The sequence below is a fragment of the Streptomyces sp. NPDC036815 genome (assembly GCF_055609205.1).
Genome location: NZ_JBVJPW010000005.1, coordinates 170712 through 188552 on the forward strand (window position 1 = coordinate 170712; position 17841 = coordinate 188552).

Genomic DNA, 17841 nt, shown 5'->3' on the forward strand with positions numbered 1-17841 from the left:
GGCCGCCGAGAGCCACGGCTTCCTGTCGCCGACCGGCGTCGAGATCGCCTTCGTCCTCGTCGGACTCGTCACGCTCGGCGCGGCGCTCATCACGGTCACCACCAAGCAGCTGGTGCACGCCGCGCTCTGGCTGGTGGTGGCGCTCGGCGGACTCGCCGTCGAGTACCTCCTCCTGAGCGCCGAGTTCATCGCCTGGGTGCAGGTCCTCATCTACGTCGGTTCCGTGGTCGTCCTCCTCCTCTTCGGACTGATGCTCACCAGGGCGCCCATCGGCCGCTCCCCGGACGCCGATTCGGGCAACCGCCCGGTCGCGTTCGCGGTGGCCCTCGCCGCTGCCGCCGCCCTGGTCTGGGTCGTCGTGGACGCGTTCCGCACCACGGTGATCGACCTGGACGGCGCCGCCCAGGGCTCCACCGACGTGACCGGATCGATCCTCTTCCGGCACTGGGTGCTCCCCTTCGAGGCGCTCTCCGTGCTCCTCCTCGCCGCTCTCGTCGGCGCGATCGTCCTGTCCCGCAGGAACTCCGCGTTGTCCCGCAGGAACTCCGCGTCGGATGCTCGCGCCACGGACCGTGAGGAGAACAGCTGATGCACCTTCACCTCGCCTACCCCACCGTCCTCGCCGCCCTCCTCTTCTGCGTCGGCCTGTACGGCGTGCTCGCCCGGCGCAACGCGATCCTGGTCCTGATGTCCGTCGAGCTGATGCTCAACGCCGTCAACCTCAACCTGGTCGCCTTCGACGTCTGGCTCCGCGACTCCCTCCACGCCGGTCAGGCCCTGACCCTCTTCACCATCGCCATCGCCGCCGCCGAGATCGGCATCGGCCTCGCGATCGTCCTGGCCGTCTACCGCAACCGCGGCAGCTCCGCCGTCGACGACCTCCGCGACACCGCCGAGGGTCCCGACGACCCTGATGACGACGACACCGATGTTGCTGCCAACGCCGACGGCACCGATGGCACCGATGGCACCGACGGCACCGACGGCACCGACGGCACCGACGAACAGCAGGCCGCACCGGCGCAGAAGGCTGAGGCCACCGCGTGACCACGACCACCCTCGCCGTCCTCGTCCCCCTCCTTCCGTTCCTCGGCGCCGCCGCCGGCCTGCTGCTCGGCCGCCGGGCCCCCGGCCTCGTACGCCCTCTCGCGGTGCTGCCCACGCTGACGGCCCTGCTGCTCGCCGTGCTCGTGGCCGTCCGGCAGGGCGGCGGCACCGGTGGCGGGCACGCCTCCCTCGACGCCGCCACCGAGCTCACCCCGACCGGCTCGGTCCCCATCGAACTCGCCCTGCACATCGACGGCTTCGCGGCCCTCGTCGCCGTCCTGGTCGGCGTCGTCGCGTCCTGCGTGCAGATCTACTCGACGGGCTACCTCCGCGAGGACCCCCGCTACCCCTCGTACGCCGCGCTCGTCTCCCTCTTCACCTCCGCGATGCTGCTCGTCGTCTACTCCGGCGACCTGATGGTGCTCCTGGTCGGCTGGGAGATCATGGGCATCTGCTCGTACTTCCTCGTCGGCCACTACTGGGAGACGCCCGAGACGCGCGCCGCCTCCCTGAAGGCCTTCCTGGTCACCAAGCTCGGCGACGTCCCCTTCCTGATCGGGCTGTTCGCCCTGGCCGCCGACACCGGCTCCTTCCGCGTCACGACGATTCTCGCGAGCGTCGCGGACGGCGGCCTCGACCACCCCACGCTGATCGCCCTGCTGCTCCTCGCGGGCGTGGCGGGCAAGTCCGCGCAGTTCCCGCTGCACACCTGGCTGCCCGACGCGATGGCGGGCCCCACGCCCGTCTCCGCGCTGATCCACGCCGCGACGATGGTCGCCGCCGGTGTCTACTTCGTGGCCCGGCTCCTCCCCGTCTTCGCCCTCTCCGGCGCGGCCCTGGTCGTCCTCGCCGTCATGGCCGCCGCCACCATGGCCGGCTCGGCCCTCGCCGCGCTCGCCCAGGACGACATCAAGCGCGTCCTCGCGTACTCGACGATCGGTCAGCTCGGCTACATGACCGGCGCCCTCGCCGTCGGCGACCGCGGTGCCGCCGTCTTCCACCTCCTGTCGCACGGTGCCTTCAAGGCGCTGCTGTTCCTCGCGGCGGGCGTGATCATCCACGCCGCAGGCACCAACTCCCTCGCCGCCATGTCGCGGATGAAGGGCCTGCGCGACCGCATCCCCGACGCCTACTGGACGATGACCGTGGCGCTCCTCGCGCTCGCCGCGATCCCGCCGTTCAGCGGCTTCTTCTCCAAGGAGGCGGTGCTCGGCGCCGCCGAGCACACGGCCACCGGCCACGCCGGTTCCGTGCCCGCCGCGGCGGGCTGGATCGTCCTCGTCGCCGGTCTGCTCACCGCCCTCCTCACCGCCGCGTACGCGACGCGCCTGTGGCTGCTCGCCTTCAACGGCCGGGGCCCCGAGGCCCCGGATCACGGCCGGCAGCCCCTCGCCATGACCGCCGTGCTGTGGGTGCTCGCCGTCCCCTCCCTCGTCTTCGGTCTCGCCGTCGGCGTCCTGCCGGACTGGTTCGACGGCCACTCGCTCACCCCGACGCTCACCACCTCCGTCCTCGGCACCGGCCTCGCCCTCGTCGGCGGCCTGGTCACCTACGGCGCGTGGCGGCACACCACGGCGCTCGCGGGGCAGGTCCCGATGGGCGCGGTCGCCGCGGACCCGGACGCCGACGGCGGTGTGGTCGAGGCGGAGGCCATCGCCGCCCACGCCCCCGCGTACGGGGACGTCGCGTCGGCCCCGGACCCGGCCGACCCCGGCCGTCTGCTGCTCGGACCGCTGCACCGGCACGCCGCCGCAGGCTTCCGCCTCGACGCCGTCTACGCCGCCCTGTTCGTGCGCCCCGTGCGGGCCGCCGCGAGCCTCGTCCGCTTCCTCGACCGCGAGGTCGTCGAGACGTACGTGCGCGGCGCGGGCACGGCACCCCGCTGGCTCGGCGCGGCCGTCCGCCGCGCGCAGACCGGCAATGTCCAGACCTACCTGAGCGCGCTGCTCGCCGGCACGGTCGTCCTGGCCGTCGCCGCCGTCCTCGTCGCCACCGCCGGAGCGTGAGCAGCCGTGATCGGTATCAGTGAGTCCGTGATGCAGTTTCTTCTGGCGTTGATCGTCGTCGGGCCGCTCATCGGCGCCGTGGCCGCCCTCCTGCCGGCCCCGCCCGGGCTGAAGGGGACGTCACCCGACCAGGCCGTGCTGCGCCACGGCGTGTTCGTGACCGGCGCGATCCTCATCGCCGCGATCGTCCTCGCACTCGGCTTCGACCATGACCAGCCGTCAAAGATGCAGGCCACGACGGATATCAGCTGGATCCCCGCACTCGACGTGCGCATCCACCTCGGCATCGACGGCATCTCGCTCCCCCTCCTGGTCCTGACCGCGCTCCTGACCTTCCTCTGCGCGCTCTACAGCTACTTCAAAATGCCTGCCGGGCCGTCCCCCAAGGCATTCGTCGCACTGATCCTCGTCCTCGAGTCCGGCACCCTCGCGACCTTCGCCGTCCTCGATCTGCTGCTGTTCTTCCTGGCGTTCGAGATGGTGCTCGTCCCGATGTACTTCCTCATCGCCCGCTGGGGCGGTGAGCAACGGACGCGGTCCGCCTGGAAGTTCATCCTCTACACGCTGCTCGGCTCCGTCGTGATGCTCCTCGGCCTCCTCCTGATCGGACTCAAGTCCGGCACCTTCGACATGGTGGCACTCGCCACTGACAACGGCCGGGGCCTGACCACATCCGTGCAGGTCATCGCGGTTCTGGCGGTCGGGATCGGGCTCGCGGTCAAGACGCCGATGTGGCCGCTGCACAGCTGGCTGCCGGACGCCCACACCGCCGCCCCGACCGTCGGCTCGGTGCTGCTGGCCGGCGTCATGTTGAAGATGGGTACGTACGGGTTCGTCCGGATCGTCCTCCCTATCGCGCCCGACGGGATGCGGGAGTTCGCCCCGTACCTCGCCGCTTTCGCCGTCGTCGGCATCATCTACGGCTCCCTCGCCTGCCTCGCGCTGGCCAAGCAGGGCGCGAAGGGCGACCTCAAGCGCCTCATCGCCTACTCGTCCGTCGGCCACATGGGCTTCGTCCTGCTCGGCATCTCGACGATGAGCCCGACCGGCGTGAACGGCGCGCTGTTCGCCAACATCGCCCACGGCCTCATCACCGGCCTGCTCTTCTTCCTCGTCGGCGCGCTCAAGGACCGCACCGGCACCACCGACCTCGACTCCCTCGCCCAGGAGTCCGGCGCGGCGCTCTACGGCAAGGCCCCGCGCCTCGGCGGCCTCCTCGCCTTCGCCGCCGTCGCCTCGCTCGGACTGCCGGGTCTCGCCGGGTTCTGGGGCGAGATGCTCGCCCTGTTCGGCGCGTTCGAGCCCGCCGCCGACCTGAGCCGCCCCGCCTTCCTCACCTTCATGGCGATCGCCGCCTTCGGTACCCTGCTCACCGCCGCGTACATGCTCATCGTCGTACGCCGTGTCTGCATGGGCCCGATGCCGCAGGCCGCGGCCGGCGGGCCCGCGCCCAAGGCGCTCGCCGACGTCCACGGCTACGAGTTCGCCGCCTGGACCCCCCTCGTCGCCCTCACCGTCCTCGCCGGACTCTGGCCCGCGGCTCTCCTCGGCCTGACCGACCCGGCCGTGCAGAAGCTCCTCACTGGAGGCAAGTCGTGACCGTGGCCGCCGAAAGCGCCGAAAGCGCGGCAAACCTGGTCCAGTCCGTCGACTGGCTCGCGATCGCGCCGCCGACCGTCGCGGCGGTCGTCGGCCTCGTCGTGCTCGTCGCCGACCTCTTCGTAGGGACCGGCAAGAAGGCGGTCCTCGGCTGGATCTCCGTGGCGGGCCTGGCCGCCGCCGCGCTCTCCCTGCTGCCCCTCCTGGACGACGACCGCTCGACCTTCTGCCTGACCGGCGGCGGCACGCACGCGTGCAGCTACACCGCCGACCGCTTCACCCTCGTCATCCAGCTCCTCGTCCTCGGCGGCGCCCTGCTCGCCGCCCTGCTCTCCATGAGCACGCTCAAGGACTCCGGGGACGAACTGCCCGCGGGGGAGTACTGGTTCCTGCTGCTCTCCTCCGCGGCGGGGGCCGCCCTGCTGCCCGCCTCGCGCGACCTCGCGACGCTCGTCGTCGCCCTGGAGGTCGCCTCCCTGCCGGCGTTCGCCCTCGTCGGCCTGAAGCGCGGCGACAAGCGCTCCTCCGAAGCGGCCCTGAAGTTCTTCCTCTCCTCCGTCACCGCGACCGCGGTGACCCTCATGGGCGTCAGCTTCGTGTACGCGGCGACCGGCACCCTGCACCTGACCGAGATCGCCACCGAGCTCCGGAGCGTCGACGGCCAGCTGCACACCCTCGCCCAGACCGGCGTCGCCCTCACCCTCGTCGGGTTCGCCTTCAAGGTGGCGGCCGTCCCCTTCCACTTCTGGGTGCCCGACACCTACGTGGGCGCGCCCCTGCCCGTCGCCGCGTACCTCTCCGTCGTCGGCAAGGCCGTCGGCTTCACCGGCCTCATCCTCGTCACCGTCGTCGCCTTCCCCTCGTACGCGGACGTCTGGGGCCCGGCACTCGCCGTCCTGGCCGCGCTCACCATGACCGCGGGCAACGTCGCGGCCCTGCGACAGCGGACCACGCGCGCGTACAGCGCGGTCCGCCTCCTCGCCTGGTCCTCGGTCGGCCAGGCCGGCTACCTCCTGGTGCCGATCGCCGCGGCCGGCTACGCCGACAACGAGGCCGCCGCCGAGAAGGCCGTCGGCTCCACCGTCGCCTACGCCCTGATGTATGCGGCCGTGAACCTGGGAGCCTTCGCCGTGGCGGCCCTCGTGGGCCGTACCCGGCGCCGCAACCGCGTCAGCGACTACCGCGGCCTGTATGCCCGCAGCCCGCTGGCCGCGCTCCTCCTGGGCTTCTTCCTGCTCTGCCTCGCCGGACTGCCGCCCGGCATCATCGGCCTCTTCGCGAAGGTCACGGTCTTCTCGGCCGCGGTCGACGCGGGCCTCGGCTGGCTCGCCGTGGTGATGGCCGTGAACGTCGTGATCGCGCTCTACTACTACCTCCAGTGGACCGCGCTGCTGTTCCGCGCCCCCGAGGGCGAGCCGGTCCGGCACCGGGTGCCCGCCCCGCTCACCGCGGCCATCGCCCTGACGGCGGTCCTCGGCATCGCGCTCTCCGGAGCGCCCCAGCTGATCCTGCGCTTCTCGGACACCGGCCTGTTCTGACCCGGCGGCCCCCTGTTTCGGCCCGGCGCCGGGGCCGTCACCCGCGCGGCCTACATCGCTCCTGCGTGCACAAGGGAACTAGTGCTCCCCGCCTGGCGTTGACCAGTACGGGAGGGTCCACTGAACAGTGGAAGCACCAGTCAGCAGAGGGTTCCCCCACGCACCACCAGGAGGGCGTACCGTGCACCGCCGGCACAACGGGTTGAAGACCGCCGTACTCCTCGGGGGACTGTCCGCGCTCATCCTTGTCATCGGCAGTTTCTTCGGGCGTACCGGCCTGATCGTCGCGCTGTTCGTCGCGCTCGGCACCAATGCGTACGCGTACTGGAACAGCGACAAGCTCGCCCTGCGCGCCATGCGGGCCCGCCCGGTGAGCGAATTCGAGGCCCCCGAGCTGTACCGCATGGTCCGCGAGCTCTCCACCCAGGCCCGCCAGCCCATGCCCCGCCTGTACATCTCGCCCACCGAGGCGCCGAACGCGTTCGCGACGGGCCGCAATCCGCGCAACGCGGCGGTGTGCTGCACCGACGGCATCCTGCGCCTCCTCGACGCGCGCGAACTGCGCGGGGTCATCGGCCACGAGCTCAGCCACGTCTACAACCGCGACATCCTGATCTCCTCGGTAGCCGGCGCCCTGGCCTCCGTGATCATGTTCCTGGTCAACTTCGCCTGGCTGATCCCGGTCGGCCGGTCGAACGACAACGAGGGCCCCGGCATCTTCGGCATGCTCCTGATCATGCTGCTCGGCCCGCTCGCGGCCTCCATCATCCAGCTCGCGATCAGCCGCTCCAGGGAGTACGAGGCCGACGCGTCCGGCGCCCAACTCACCGGCGACCCCCTGGCTCTGGCGAGCGCCCTGCGTAAACTCGACGCCGGGACGAAGCAGTTGCCGCTGCCGCCCGAGCCCCGTCTCGAGACGGCGAGTCACATGATGATCGCGAACCCTTTCCGCCCGGGGCAGGGCATGTCCAAGATGTTCTCCACGCATCCGCCGATGGCGGAGCGCATTGCCCGACTCGAGCAGATGGCAGGTCGCCACCAGTGAAGACAATCCTGAACGTCATATGGCTCGTGCTCTGCGGCTTCTGGATGTTCCTGGCCTACCTGGTCGCGGGAGCACTGCTCTGCATCACGATCATCGGCATCCCGTTCGGCCTGGCCAGCTTCCGCATCGGCCGCTATGCCCTGTGGCCCTTCGGCTACACCACGGTCGAGCGCCGCGACGCGGGCGCCCCGTCCTGCGTGGGCAACATCCTGTGGCTGGTCCTCGCGGGCTGGTGGCTGGCGATCGGCCACATCGTCACGGGTTTCCTGCTGTGCGTCACGATCATCGGCATCCCGCTGGGCATCGCCAACTTCAAGCTGATCCCGGTCTCCCTGCTGCCGCTCGGCCGCGAGATCGTCCGCACGGACCAGCCGTTCGCGGCCCGCTACTAGGGCCTTGCGCCGCCCTTCGAGAAGCGCCTCGGCCTGACGGCAACGCCTCGGCCTGACGGCCCGGCAGACGGCCGCCACTGGTGCCCGCGGCCGGTTGTCACTGCCGTGGTCCACCATGAACTCATGACCGAGACCGAGCAGTTGCTGGACCGCGTCGCCACGGCCGCGCGCGCCACCCGCCCCTGGGGCTGGGACTCCCTGCCCGCCCCGGTGGACGCGGAGACCCTGGCCCGGGCGGAGGTCACCCTGGGCTTTCGCCTGCCACCCCTGCTCGCCGCGCTCTACACCCGCATAGGCGACGGCGGATTCGGCCCGGAGTACGGCTTGTTGCCGCTGCTCGAGGAGAAGTCCTCCGGAGGCGAGCCCGCCGTCGTCGAGAAGTACCGCACGATGCGTGACTCCGCGTGGGGCTGGCCCGAAGGCGTGTTGCCGGTGTCGCACTGGGGCTGCGCGATGTACGCGTGCGTGGACTGCCGCACGGACGACGCCCAGGTCCTGCTCTTCGAGCCGAACGGCGGCGATCCGAGGCACGCCTGGTTCGTCGACTCCCCGGACCTCACGACGTGGCTCACGGCCTGGCTCGACGGCACCGGCTGGTACGCGGAGGACAGCGACGACCCGGAGCTGCCGATGTGGCAGGACGACCGCACGCGCGCGTAGGGCCTGGCCTGCGGTTCGGTTCGCTGTGTCGTATGCCGCACCCCGATGATCACCGCAACCGCACCCCCGCCCGGTGACGTCCTCCAGGACAACAGCGCACAGAGCTCACCGCGCGAGAGAGGTCAGGTCACCGCATGGGCATCATCAGCTGGATCGTTCTGGGTCTGCTGGCCGGAGCCGTCGCCAAACTGCTGCTGCCCGGCCGCGACCCGGGCGGCTTCATCGGCACGACCGCCATCGGCATCGCGGGCGCCTTCATCGGCGGCTGGATCTCCGCCCGCTACCTGGACCGCCCGATCACCAACCACTTCTACGACGGCGCCACCTGGGCGGCGGCCATCGGCGGCTCGCTCGTCCTGCTCGTCGCCTACCGCATCCTCTTCGGCCACTCACGACGCTGAGCACCCGTTCCCCGGTCTGCGGCCAGCAGCGAGGGCGGGCATCCCGCGCGGGGCGCCCGCCCTCCGTCGTCGTACGACAGTGAACTACCTGCACTACCTGCACTACCTGAGCGAACTACCTGGACTACCGGTAGTTGACGAACTGCACCGCGAAGTCGAAGTCCTGCCCCTTGAGCAGCGCCTGCACGGCCTGCAGGTCGTCGCGGCTCTTCGAGCTGACCCGCAGCTCGTCGCCCTGGACCTGCGCCTTGACGCCCTTGGGGCCCTCATCGCGGATGATCTTGGCGACCTTCTTCGCGTTCTCCTGGGAGATGCCCTCTTCGATCGAGGCGAAGATCTTGTACTCCTTGCCGGACAGCTGCGGCTCGCCCGCGTCCAGCGACTTCAGTGAGATGCCGCGCTTGATCAGCTTGGACTGGAAGATGTCGAGGATCGCCTTGACCCGCTCCTCGCCGTTCGCCTCCATCAGGATCTTCTCGCCGGACCAGGCGATCGAGGCGCCCGTGCCCTTGAAGTCGTAGCGCTGCGAGATCTCCTTGGCGGCCTGGTTGAGCGCGTTGTCGACCTCCTGCCGCTCGACCTTCGAGACGATGTCGAAACTGGAGTCGGCCATGTCCTGTGGCTCCTTGTATCGGGGTATGCGTACTCAGCGGATACGGCCCACTGGCGCCGGCCGCATCCGCAAAGCCTAGCCATCGCCCCCGCGCGGGGTGCCGATCAATCGGGTGGCGAAGCACCCCTGTGCATCAGGTATCGTTTACGTCGTTGCCACGGAGCGCCGCGAAAGCGGAGCGGGCAGCAAACCCGGCGGTGTGCCCGAGCGGCCAAAGGGAGCAGACTGTAAATCTGCCGGCTCAGCCTTCCCAGGTTCGAATCCTGGCGCCGCCACATGAAGGAGACCCTCCCCGACTTGCGGAAACGCAGGACGGGGAGGGTCTTTTCGTGCGCCCGCGGAAACCTTTCCCGGGCCCTCCGGGTACAAAATGGGGCCCATGTCGTCCCGTCGCAGAAACTGCCCGGTGTGCCGCCGCGAGATCGCCGTCGTCGGCGGACGGTTCGCCCGCCACGACCCGCCGGGGCCGCGCGGCACCGGTGACCTGATCTCGTGCCCGGGTTCCCGCACCCAGGCCCAGCTGGGCGCCGCACAGCCCGCTCTGGACGGCTATGTCGTCCCGGACCACCCCGGCCAGCTCCCGCTGTTCTGAGCGGCCCTCAGAGGGGTTGGAGAGCCTCCGTCCCCGGCGGGAGCCTCCGCTCCCCGGCGCTCGGCCGGGCTCAGTTCCCCGCGACCGACTTGACCGCCACCGACACCGGCACGGAGCCGCTGACCAGCTCCAGCGTCAGGCCCGCCGTCGCCGGCGTCTCCACGAGCTCCGCGAGTACCGCGGCGACGTCGTCCCGGGGGACCGGCCCGCGCCCGGTCGACGCCTCCAGGCGGACCAGGCCGGTGCCCGCGTCGTCCGTCAGCATCCCGGGGCGCAGGATCGTCCAGTCCAGGGCGTCGCGCGAGCGTACGTACGCGTCGGCCTCGCCCTTGGCCCGCAGGTAGGCGTCGAAGATCTCGTCGCCCTGGTGGGCCGGGTCCGCGCCCATCGACGACACGACGATGTAGCGTCGCACGCCGGCCCGCTCCGCCGCGTCCGCGAACAGCACGGCCGCGCCGCGGTCCACGGTGGCCTTGCGGTCCACGCCGCTTCCCGGCCCCGCGCCCGCCGCGAAGACGGCCGCGTCGGCGCCGCGCAGGTGCCCGGCGACCTCGTCGACCGACGCCGACTCCAGGTCGCACAGGACCGGTTCGGCACCCGCCTCGCGCAGGTCGGCTTCCTGTCCGGAACTGCGGATGAGACCCGCGACTTCGTCACCGCGCGCGGCGAGCAGACGCTCCAGCCGCAGCGCGATCTGACCATGACCACCAGCGATGACAATGCGCATACTCCCGACCGTACGACAGGGCGGACGAGAGTGCTCAACACACGCGCGGCGCCCCGGAGATCCAACGCGGGGCACACACGCGTGGAGGGTCGTCACGAGCCGTCCGGCCCCCCTCCACGGCCACGTCCGGGAGCTCCGCGCGGATGGCCGGAAATCTCAGTCCGACGGTTCGTCACCCTTCGCCCGGCCGGGAGCCGTGTTCGTCGACCGCCCCTGCCGCGGCAGGTCCAGCGCCACCGCGGCGGCGGAGTCGCAGTACTCGCGCACCGCGCTGGTCCGCGCCACAACGCGCCCCCGGTGCACCACGATCCGGCTGTACGCGAGCGACAGCGCCCCCGCGAGCCGGTCGCCGCGCACGGCGAGCAGCTCGGCGGGGAAGCCCGCCTCCACCCGCACCTCCGGCAGCCCCATGGCCGCCCGCGCCGCCCCGCTCACCGCGTCGTAGGCGTCCTCGGGCCGCAGCCCGCACCGCGAGGCCAGCAGGTAGGCGGCCTCCAGCGGATCCCCGCGCCCCACCGGATTCGACACGTCGCGCATCGCCCCGCTGCCCGCGGCGACCCGCACCCCCGCCGCCCGCAGCAGCCGTACGGGCGCCGCCCCGCGCCGCTCCACGCTCCCGCACCTGCCCTGCGGCAGGCAGACCACTGTCACGGCGGCCGCCGTGAGCTGTTCGGCGGTGCGTGCGGCCACATCCGCGGGCAGCCGCCCGAGCCCGCCGCACGGCCCGACCGTCACGCCCGCCCGCAGCCCGCCGGCCATCGCCGCGAGGCGCCCGAGCCGCGCCGGATCGTCACCGTCCGTATGCAGGTCGACCGGGCACCCGTGTTCCGCGGCGAGCTCCAGGACCGCCTCCGTGTACCCCGTCGGATCGGGGTCGAGATCAGGACAACCGCCCACTACGGAGGCGCCCATTTTCACCGCGTCGCGCAGCATCGCGAGCCCGTCGGCGCCCGCGACACCGGTCAGCAGCCGCGGCACGGCGACGGCCGTGAGGTCCACCAGGCCCCGAAGCGAGCGCCGCGCCTGCAGCACCGCCTCCATCGGGCCGAGCCCCTGGACGTCGCCGATCCGTACGTGCGAGCGCAGTGCCGTGGCGCCGTGCCCGAGCTGCAGCAGCGCCGCCTCCGTGGCCCTGCGCTGCACGTCAGGGGCGTCGTACGAGACCGGGCCCGGCGTGTCCGCCGACAGTGCCGTGTCGCTGTGGGCGTGCGGTTCCGCGGCCGCGGGCAGCAGGAGGTAGCCGGCGAGGTCCACGCGGGCGGCGTGCGTGCTCAGGCTGCCCGCGGTGCCGACCGCCTCGATGCGCCCGCCGCCCAGGCGGACGTCCACGGTCCGGCCGTCGGTGAGCCGGGCGCCGCAAAGGAGCAGGGCCCCGGAGTCGTCGGCGGGGCCGGAACCGGAGGGTCCGGAGGCGCCCGAGGAGTGGGGTTGCTGCGGCTGGCTGTCGGGCATCGCGCTCCTGGGGCTCGGGGGCGGCTGCAGTCGTCGGGGCGTCAAGATCACGCAGCGTGTGCCGAGCCTAGGACGGCGAAAGGCCTGCTTCGAGGAGGAGCGAAATAGTCATACCGGTGTGGTGCGAGTGCTCTGGTGGGGCGTTCACAGACCCCTGAGGCGGGCCTTTCGATGCCCTGGGACGGCCCCTGCGAAACGGATTTGGGCGATCGGCGACCAACCGTGTAATGTCTTCATCGCTCGCCCCAATAGCTCAGTCGGTAGAGCGTCTCCATGGTAAGGAGAAGGTCTGCGGTTCGATTCCGCATTGGGGCTCTGATGTTGAGTGATCCTCGCCCTCGGGCGGGGTCATCCGGCATCGCAGCGGTGTAGCTCAGTCGGTAGAGCAAGCGGCTCATAATCGCTGTGTCACCGGTTCAAGTCCGGTCACCGCTACTAACGGTAGCCGATTGTGGGGTCGGTCCTTCGATCGGCTACTCTTTTATGCGTTCATCCGTCCATCCGTCCGTCAAGGAGCACTCACGTGGCTGCCACCGACGTCCGCCCGAAGATCACGCTGGCCTGCGTGGAGTGCAAGGAGCGGAACTACATCACCAAGAAGAACCGGCGTAACGACCCGGACCGACTGGAGATGAAGAAGCACTGCCCGCGCTGCAACGCGCACACTGCGCACCGCGAAACGCGCTAAACACAGGCTCGTACACGAGGCCGTCCCCGTTTGTTGGGGGCGGCCTCGTGTCGTTTGATCAATCAGTCGTGATCAATCAACCGCAGGAGGTTCCGGGCCATGGCGCTCGACCAGTCCTTCGTGGGGCGGTCCTATCCCCCCACTGATCCTTATGAGGTCGGCCGGGAGAAGATCCGCGAGTTCGCCGTGGCGGTGGGGGACACCAATCCCGCGTACACCGACACGGAGGCCGCGAAGGCACTCGGTCACCCGGACGTGATCGCGCCGCCGACTTTTGTGTTTGCCATCACATTCGAGGCCGCGGGTCTGGTCATCGAGGATCCGCAGCTGGGGCTCGACTACAGCCGTGTCGTGCACGGCGACCAGAAGTTCGCCTACACGCGCCCGGTGCGCGCGGGTGACCGGCTCACGGTCACCTCGACCATCGAGTCGGTCAAGTCCCTCGCGGGCAACGACATCCTGGACATCCGCGGCGAGGTCCACGACGAGGCCGGCGAGCACGTCGTGACCGCCTGGACCAAGCTCGTCTCGCGTGCGGCGGAGCCCGCGGCGAAGGAGGCCTGACGCGATGACGGCGAAGATTTCCTACGACGACGTCGAGGTCGGCACCGAGCTGCCGGCGCAGTCCTTCCCGGTGACGCGCGCCACGCTCGTGCGGTACGCGGGCGCTTCCGGTGACTTCAACCCGATCCACTGGAACGAGAAGTTCGCGGTCGAGGTCGGTCTGCCCGACGTCATCGCGCACGGCATGTTCACCATGGCCGAGGCGATCCGCGTCGTGACCGACTGGCTGGGCGACCCGGGGGCGATCGCCGAGTACGGCGTGCGCTTCACCAAGCCCGTCGTCGTCCCGAACGACGACAAGGGCGCCACGATCGAGGTCAGCGCCAAGGTCGCGGCCAAACTGGACGACCGCCGCGTGCGGGTCGACCTGCTCGCGAAGAGCGCGGACCAGAAGGTCCTCGGCATGTCGCGGGCCGTCGTGCGGCTGGCCTGAACCGTCAGTACTACGTAAGGGGCGCCCTCCACTGGGGGGCGCCCCTTACGTATGGGTGAGACAGGCCCGAGTGGGCGAGACAGGTCCCAGCCCCTCTCTTGACCGCTTAGTGATTGGCCACTAACTTACTCGCATGGTCAGGATGAGCGCAGAGGAGCGGCGCGAGAGCGTCATCCGCGCGGCGATGGTCGAGTTCGCCCGCAGTGGCTTCAAGGGCACCTCCACCGAGGCGATCGCCAAGCGGGTGGGTGTCTCGCAGCCGTATCTCTTCCGGCTTTTCCCGGACAAGCGGGCCATCTTCCTCGCCGCCGCGGAGCGGTGCTGCCAGGAGACCACGGAGGTCTTCCGGGCCGCGGCCGAAGGGCTGGAGGCGGAAGAGGCCGAGTACGCCATGGGGCGGGCCTATCAGGCGCTCATCGCGGACGACCCCGACAAGCTGCTCATGCAGATGCAGATGTACGTCGCCGCGTCCGCCGCGGAGGCGGCCGGTGATCCGGAGTTCAGCGCGACGCTGCGGGCCGCCTGGATGGAGATGTACGACACGGTGCATCTCGCGCGGGGGGCCGGGGTCGACGAGACGACCGCGTTCCTGGCGTACGGGATGCTGATCAACGTCCTGGTGTCGTTGGGGTTCCAGCCCGACCACCGGGTGTGGACCGGCTTCTACGAGCAGGCTCAGCCGAAGCAATGAGGCGGGTCTCCTGCGTGTCACGGGGGTGCGCGCAGGGGTCCTGTTCGTCACGGGGGGTGCGTGTTTTTGTGCCCACAAAAGTTAGTCATCAATAACTAACCTCAGGGGAAGCGATGTCACAGCAGACAGCCCAGCGCGGGGGAGCGGCCTGGGCCCTCGTCATCACCAGCGTCGCCGGGTTCATGGCGGCTCTCGACAATCTCGTCGTCACCACCGCGCTGCCCTCCATCCGGGAGGACCTCGGCGGCGCGCTGCACGACCTCGAATGGACGGTGAGCGCCTACACCCTCACCTTCGCCGTGCTGCTGATGTCCGGCGCGGCTCTGGGGGACCGGTTCGGCCGCAGGCGCCTCTTCATCGTCGGCCTCACGGTCTTCACCGGTGCCTCCGCCGCCGCGGCCATGGCGCCCGGCCTGGACGCGCTGATCGCCGCCCGCGCGGTGCAGGGCGTCGGCGCAGCGATCATGATGCCGCTGACGTTGACCCTGCTGACGGCGGCCGTGTCCCCGGCCAAACGCGGTACGGCGTACGGCATATGGGGCGCCGTCAACGGACTCGCGGTCGCCAGCGGCCCGCTGATCGGCGGCAGCCTCACCGAGCACGTCTCCTGGCAGTGGATCTTCTGGCTCAACGTCCCGCTCGGCCTCGCCCTGCTGCCGCTCGCCCGTCTCCGCCTCGCCGAGTCCCATGCCCCCGGAGCGCGGCTCGACATCGCGGGGACCCTCCTCGCCAGCGGCGGCCTCTTCGGCATCGTGTACGCCCTCGTGCGCGGCCCCCTCGACGGCTGGGCCAGCGCCACCGTCCTGATCAGCATGATCGCGGGCATCACCCTGCTCGGCGGCTTTGTCCACCACGGGATCCGCGGCACCGCACCGATGCTGCCGATGCGCCTCTTCCGCAGCCGTGCGTTCTCCGGCATCAACGCCGCGAGCCTGCTGATGTTCCTCGGCATGTTCGGCTCGATCTTCCTGCTCAGCCAGTACATGCAGGGCGTCCTCGGCTACTCGCCCACCGAGGCGGGGCTGCGGATGCTGCCCTGGACCGGCATGCCCATGCTCGTCTCGCCGCTCGCGGGCTACCTCTCCGACCGCATCGGCGGCCGCCCGGTCGTCGCCGCCGGGCTCTTCCTGCAAGCCCTGGGCCTGGCCTGGTACGCCGCCGTGGTGGCGCCCGACGCCACCTACGGCGCACAGCTGCCCGCCCTGATCATCAGCGGCGTCGGAATGGCCCTGTACTTCGCCCCGGCCGCCAACCTGGTCATGTCCAGCGTCCGCCCGCAGGAGCAGGGCATCGCGTCCGGCGCCAACAACGCGCTGCGTGAGGTCGGCGGCGCGCTCGGCATCGCCGTGATGTCGTCGATCTTCACGGCACAGGGTGGCTACGACTCGGCGCGGAACTTCGTGGACGGCATGGAGCCCGCGCTGTGGGTGGGTGCCGCGACGGTGGCCCTCGCGGCGGTGGCGGCGCTGCTCATCCCGGCCCGCCGGGCGACGACCGGAGGGCCCGGGGCGGCCGCTCCGAAGGCGCGGGAGGACCTGATCTCCGCCTGAGTCGTCGTACGCGAACGGCCTCGCCCTGACCGGCGGGGCCGTTCTCGTACCCTTGAGCACGTGCAGGAACTCCACGATGCCCCGCTCGCCCCGCTGACCACCTTCCGGCTCGGCGGTCCCGCGACCCGTCTGATCACCGCGACGACCGACGCCGAGGTGGTCGCCGCCGTCCGCGAGGCCGACGCCTCCGGGACTCCGCTGCTGCTCATCGGCGGTGGTTCGAACCTCGTCATCGGCGACAAGGGCTTCGACGGCACCGCCCTGCGCATCGCCACCCGGGGCTTCGAGCTCGACGGTACGAGGCTGGAGCTCGCGGCCGGCGAGACCTGGACGGACGCCGTGGCGCGGACCGTCGAGGCGGGCCTCGCGGGCATCGAGTGCCTCGCCGGGATCCCCGGCTCCGCGGGCGCGACGCCGATCCAGAACGTGGGGGCGTACGGCCAGGAGGTCGCGACGACGATCACCGAGGTGATCGCGTACGACCGGAAGACGCACGAGACGGTCACGATGTCGAACGCCGAGTGCGACTTCTCGTACCGCCACAGTCGCTTCAAGGCGGATCCCGACCGCTTCGTGGTGCTGCGGGTGCGCTTCGAGCTGGAGGACGCGCAGGGCATGAGCGCTCCGATCAAGTACCCGGAGACGGCCCGCACGCTCGGCGTCGAGGCCGGGGACCGCGTCCCCGCCGCGGTGGCCCGCGAGACCGTCCTGAAGCTCCGCGCGGGCAAGGGCATGGTGCTCGACCCCGAGGACCACGACAGCTGGTCGGCCGGGTCCTTCTTCACCAACCCGATCCTCACCGAGGCGGAGTTCACCGCCTTCCACGCGCGCGTGGCGGACCGCCTCGGCCCGGAGGCCGCCCCGCCCGCCTTCCCGACCGGCGACGGCCGCGTGAAGACCTCCGCCGCCTGGCTCATCGACAAGGCGGGCTTCACCAAGGGCTACGGCGAGGGCCGGGCCCGCATCTCCACCAAGCACACGCTCGCGCTCACCAACCGGGGCGGCGCCACCACCGAGGACCTCCTCGAGCTGGCCCGCGAGGTCGTCGCCGGAGTGCGGGACGCCTTCGGGGTGACGCTGGTCAACGAGCCGGTGACGGTGGGCGTCAGCCTGTAGCGGGACCGCGGGCCGGTCGGAGTCCGTCAGTAGGCCACGCCCACGGCCTGCTTCACGGTCGCGCTGTCGTCGATCATGGCGAGCATCGCGTGCGCCACGTCCGCGCGCCCGATCGTGCGTCCCGCGCGCGGGAAGCCGTCCACGACCGTACGGTAGGTGCCGGTGAGGGGCTTGTCGAGGAGCTTGGGCGGACGGACCGAGGTCCAGTCCGTCGCGCTGGCGGCAAGCTCGCCCTCCATGACCGTCAGGTCGTCGTACACGTCCTTGAGGATCTTGCTGATCACCGGGCGCATGAGGCGGTCCAGAAGCGGCGAGTCCGCCGGCTCCGGACCCACCGGGGCCGCGCTCACGACCACCAGCCGCCGGGTGCCCTCCGCGTCCAGCGCCCGCAGCACCGAGCGCGTCAGCTCCGTGGCGATTCCCCGCGCCGCGTCCGCGCGGCTGCGCACGCCGAGACCCGAGAGGACCGCGTCCCGGCCCGCGACCGCGGGGCGCAGCGCCGCCGGATCCCGTACGTCCGCCCGGAACACGTCGAGCCCTTCGCCGGTCACCGTGAGGCGGGCCGGGTCGCGCACCACCGCCGTGACCTTGTGCCCTGCCGTGAGCGCCTGCCGGACGATCTCCTGACCGATGCCACCGGTCGCGCCGAACACCGTGAGTCTCATCGTGCACCTTCCCGAGGGTGAGTAAGTATTCACTCACCTCTAGGGTGAGGAGACACTCACCC

At 71.1% G+C, this 17841-nt stretch carries 19 protein-coding genes, 3 tRNA genes and 1 pseudogene; 19 read left to right on the forward strand and 4 right to left on the reverse strand.

What is annotated here, in order from left to right:
- Window positions 1–22: 22 nt before the first annotated feature.
- The 9 genes from ACZ69I_RS13815 (at window position 23) to ACZ69I_RS13855 (ending at window position 8688) form a co-directional block, all read left to right on the forward strand.
- A complete protein-coding gene (locus ACZ69I_RS13815; protein ID WP_470832450.1) occupies window positions 23–589 on the forward strand; it encodes an NADH-quinone oxidoreductase subunit J family protein in 567 nt (188 codons plus the stop codon).
- Window positions 589–1047, forward strand: coding sequence for an NADH-quinone oxidoreductase subunit NuoK (gene nuoK / locus ACZ69I_RS13820; protein WP_470832267.1), 459 nt, complete (start codon window positions 589–591; stop codon window positions 1045–1047). Before ACZ69I_RS13815 ends, nuoK begins: the two co-directional genes overlap by 1 nt.
- Window positions 1044–3053 carry an NADH-quinone oxidoreductase subunit 5 family protein gene (locus ACZ69I_RS13825; protein ID WP_470832269.1) on the forward strand — a complete coding sequence of 670 codons (2010 nt, stop codon included), beginning with the start codon at window positions 1044–1046 and terminating at the stop codon, window positions 3051–3053. Before nuoK ends, ACZ69I_RS13825 begins: the two co-directional genes overlap by 4 nt.
- A gap of 6 nt (window positions 3054–3059) precedes the next feature.
- Window positions 3060–4652, forward strand: coding sequence for an NADH-quinone oxidoreductase subunit M (locus ACZ69I_RS13830; RefSeq protein ID WP_470832271.1), 1593 nt, complete (start codon window positions 3060–3062; stop codon window positions 4650–4652).
- On the forward strand, window positions 4649–6190 hold the full coding sequence (locus tag ACZ69I_RS13835) for an NADH-quinone oxidoreductase subunit N (protein WP_470832272.1): 1542 nt from the start codon (window positions 4649–4651) through the stop codon (window positions 6188–6190). Before ACZ69I_RS13830 ends, ACZ69I_RS13835 begins: the two co-directional genes overlap by 4 nt.
- 181 nt (window positions 6191–6371) lie before the next feature.
- The gene (htpX, locus tag ACZ69I_RS13840; RefSeq protein WP_467670483.1) at window positions 6372–7235 is read left to right on the forward strand and encodes a zinc metalloprotease HtpX; all 864 of its coding nucleotides are present in this window, start codon (window positions 6372–6374) and stop codon (window positions 7233–7235) included.
- Window positions 7232–7627 (forward strand): YccF domain-containing protein, encoded by a 396-nt coding sequence (locus ACZ69I_RS13845; protein ID WP_467670481.1) that lies wholly within the window; start codon window positions 7232–7234, stop codon window positions 7625–7627. Before htpX ends, ACZ69I_RS13845 begins: the two co-directional genes overlap by 4 nt.
- Window positions 7628–7750: 123 nt before the next feature.
- Complete coding sequence (locus tag ACZ69I_RS13850; protein WP_470832274.1) at window positions 7751–8287, forward strand: SMI1/KNR4 family protein; 537 nt, start codon at window positions 7751–7753, stop codon at window positions 8285–8287.
- A 134-nt stretch (window positions 8288–8421) separates the two neighbouring features.
- On the forward strand, window positions 8422–8688 hold the full coding sequence (locus ACZ69I_RS13855; protein ID WP_389714826.1) for a GlsB/YeaQ/YmgE family stress response membrane protein: 267 nt from the start codon (window positions 8422–8424) through the stop codon (window positions 8686–8688).
- Between the two features lie 124 nt (window positions 8689–8812).
- On the opposite strand, the gene ACZ69I_RS13860 is transcribed toward ACZ69I_RS13855, so the two are convergent.
- Window positions 8813–9301 (reverse strand): YajQ family cyclic di-GMP-binding protein, encoded by a 489-nt coding sequence (locus ACZ69I_RS13860; protein WP_055564526.1) that lies wholly within the window; start codon window positions 9299–9301, stop codon window positions 8813–8815.
- A 193-nt stretch (window positions 9302–9494) separates the two neighbouring features.
- Here ACZ69I_RS13860 and ACZ69I_RS13865 point away from each other — a divergent pair.
- Window positions 9495–9576: transfer RNA gene (locus ACZ69I_RS13865), tRNA-Tyr, on the forward strand.
- A gap of 104 nt (window positions 9577–9680) precedes the next feature.
- Window positions 9681–9893, forward strand: coding sequence for a hypothetical protein (locus ACZ69I_RS13870; RefSeq protein WP_467670477.1), 213 nt, complete (start codon window positions 9681–9683; stop codon window positions 9891–9893).
- Window positions 9894–9963: 70 nt separating this feature from the next.
- Here ACZ69I_RS13870 and ACZ69I_RS13875 read toward each other — a convergent pair whose 3' ends face one another.
- Window positions 9964–10620 carry an SDR family oxidoreductase gene (locus ACZ69I_RS13875; protein ID WP_467670475.1) on the reverse strand — a complete coding sequence of 219 codons (657 nt, stop codon included), beginning with the start codon at window positions 10618–10620 and terminating at the stop codon, window positions 9964–9966.
- 156 nt (window positions 10621–10776) lie between these two features.
- Window positions 10777–12072 (reverse strand): amidohydrolase family protein, encoded by a 1296-nt coding sequence (locus tag ACZ69I_RS13880; RefSeq protein WP_467670473.1) that lies wholly within the window; start codon window positions 12070–12072, stop codon window positions 10777–10779.
- 242 nt (window positions 12073–12314) lie between these two features.
- On the opposite strand from ACZ69I_RS13880, the gene ACZ69I_RS13885 reads away from it, so the two are divergent.
- From ACZ69I_RS13885 to ACZ69I_RS13920, 8 genes and pseudogenes are all read left to right on the forward strand, one after another.
- Window positions 12315–12387 (forward strand) — tRNA-Thr (locus ACZ69I_RS13885).
- Between the two features lie 47 nt (window positions 12388–12434).
- Window positions 12435–12507, forward strand: a tRNA-Met gene (locus ACZ69I_RS13890).
- A gap of 88 nt (window positions 12508–12595) precedes the next feature.
- Window positions 12596–12760: a 50S ribosomal protein L33 gene (gene rpmG, locus ACZ69I_RS13895; protein WP_004571794.1), complete on the forward strand. Its 165-nt coding sequence runs from the start codon at window positions 12596–12598 to the stop codon at window positions 12758–12760.
- A gap of 99 nt (window positions 12761–12859) precedes the next feature.
- Window positions 12860–13324, forward strand: a complete 465-nt coding sequence (locus ACZ69I_RS13900) for an FAS1-like dehydratase domain-containing protein (RefSeq protein ID WP_389714820.1) — start codon at window positions 12860–12862, stop codon at window positions 13322–13324.
- A gap of 4 nt (window positions 13325–13328) precedes the next feature.
- A complete protein-coding gene (locus ACZ69I_RS13905) occupies window positions 13329–13757 on the forward strand; it encodes a MaoC family dehydratase (RefSeq protein ID WP_467670470.1) in 429 nt (142 codons plus the stop codon).
- Between the two features lie 142 nt (window positions 13758–13899).
- Window positions 13900–14448: a TetR/AcrR family transcriptional regulator gene (locus tag ACZ69I_RS13910; RefSeq protein WP_467670871.1), complete on the forward strand. Its 549-nt coding sequence runs from the start codon at window positions 13900–13902 to the stop codon at window positions 14446–14448.
- Window positions 14449–14561: 113 nt separating this feature from the next.
- Window positions 14562–15998, forward strand: a complete 1437-nt coding sequence (locus ACZ69I_RS13915) for a DHA2 family efflux MFS transporter permease subunit (protein WP_467670468.1) — start codon at window positions 14562–14564, stop codon at window positions 15996–15998.
- A 42-nt stretch (window positions 15999–16040) separates the two neighbouring features.
- Window positions 16041–17114: pseudogene (locus ACZ69I_RS13920) on the forward strand (UDP-N-acetylmuramate dehydrogenase); the annotation flags it as partial.
- Window positions 17115–17140: 26 nt separating this feature from the next.
- On the opposite strand, the gene ACZ69I_RS13925 reads toward ACZ69I_RS13920, so the two are convergent.
- A complete protein-coding gene (locus ACZ69I_RS13925; RefSeq protein WP_467670466.1) occupies window positions 17141–17779 on the reverse strand; it encodes an NAD(P)-dependent oxidoreductase in 639 nt (212 codons plus the stop codon).
- Between the last annotated feature and the right edge of the window lie 62 nt (window positions 17780–17841).

Bases quoted from the DNA above. Each gene is read 5' to 3' on its own strand.
- ACZ69I_RS13860 (WP_055564526.1), bottom strand. From the start codon at position 9,301: ATGGCCGACTCCAGTTTCGACATCGTCTCGAAGGTCGAGCGGCAGGAG.
- ACZ69I_RS13915 (WP_467670468.1), top strand. From the start codon at position 14,562: ATGTCACAGCAGACAGCCCAGCGCGGGGGAGCGGCCTGGGCCCTCGTC.
- ACZ69I_RS13875 (WP_467670475.1), bottom strand. From the start codon at position 10,620: ATGCGCATTGTCATCGCTGGTGGTCATGGTCAGATCGCGCTGCGGCTG.
- ACZ69I_RS13855 (WP_389714826.1), top strand. From the start codon at position 8,422: ATGGGCATCATCAGCTGGATCGTTCTGGGTCTGCTGGCCGGAGCCGTC.
- ACZ69I_RS13910 (WP_467670871.1), top strand. From the start codon at position 13,900: ATGAGCGCAGAGGAGCGGCGCGAGAGCGTCATCCGCGCGGCGATGGTC.
- ACZ69I_RS13850 (WP_470832274.1), top strand. From the start codon at position 7,751: ATGACCGAGACCGAGCAGTTGCTGGACCGCGTCGCCACGGCCGCGCGC.
- ACZ69I_RS13870 (WP_467670477.1), top strand. From the start codon at position 9,681: ATGTCGTCCCGTCGCAGAAACTGCCCGGTGTGCCGCCGCGAGATCGCC.
- ACZ69I_RS13925 (WP_467670466.1), bottom strand. From the start codon at position 17,779: ATGAGACTCACGGTGTTCGGCGCGACCGGTGGCATCGGTCAGGAGATC.
- nuoK (WP_470832267.1), top strand. From the start codon at position 589: ATGCACCTTCACCTCGCCTACCCCACCGTCCTCGCCGCCCTCCTCTTC.
- ACZ69I_RS13905 (WP_467670470.1), top strand. From the start codon at position 13,329: ATGACGGCGAAGATTTCCTACGACGACGTCGAGGTCGGCACCGAGCTG.
- ACZ69I_RS13880 (WP_467670473.1), bottom strand. From the start codon at position 12,072: ATGCCCGACAGCCAGCCGCAGCAACCCCACTCCTCGGGCGCCTCCGGA.
- ACZ69I_RS13900 (WP_389714820.1), top strand. From the start codon at position 12,860: ATGGCGCTCGACCAGTCCTTCGTGGGGCGGTCCTATCCCCCCACTGAT.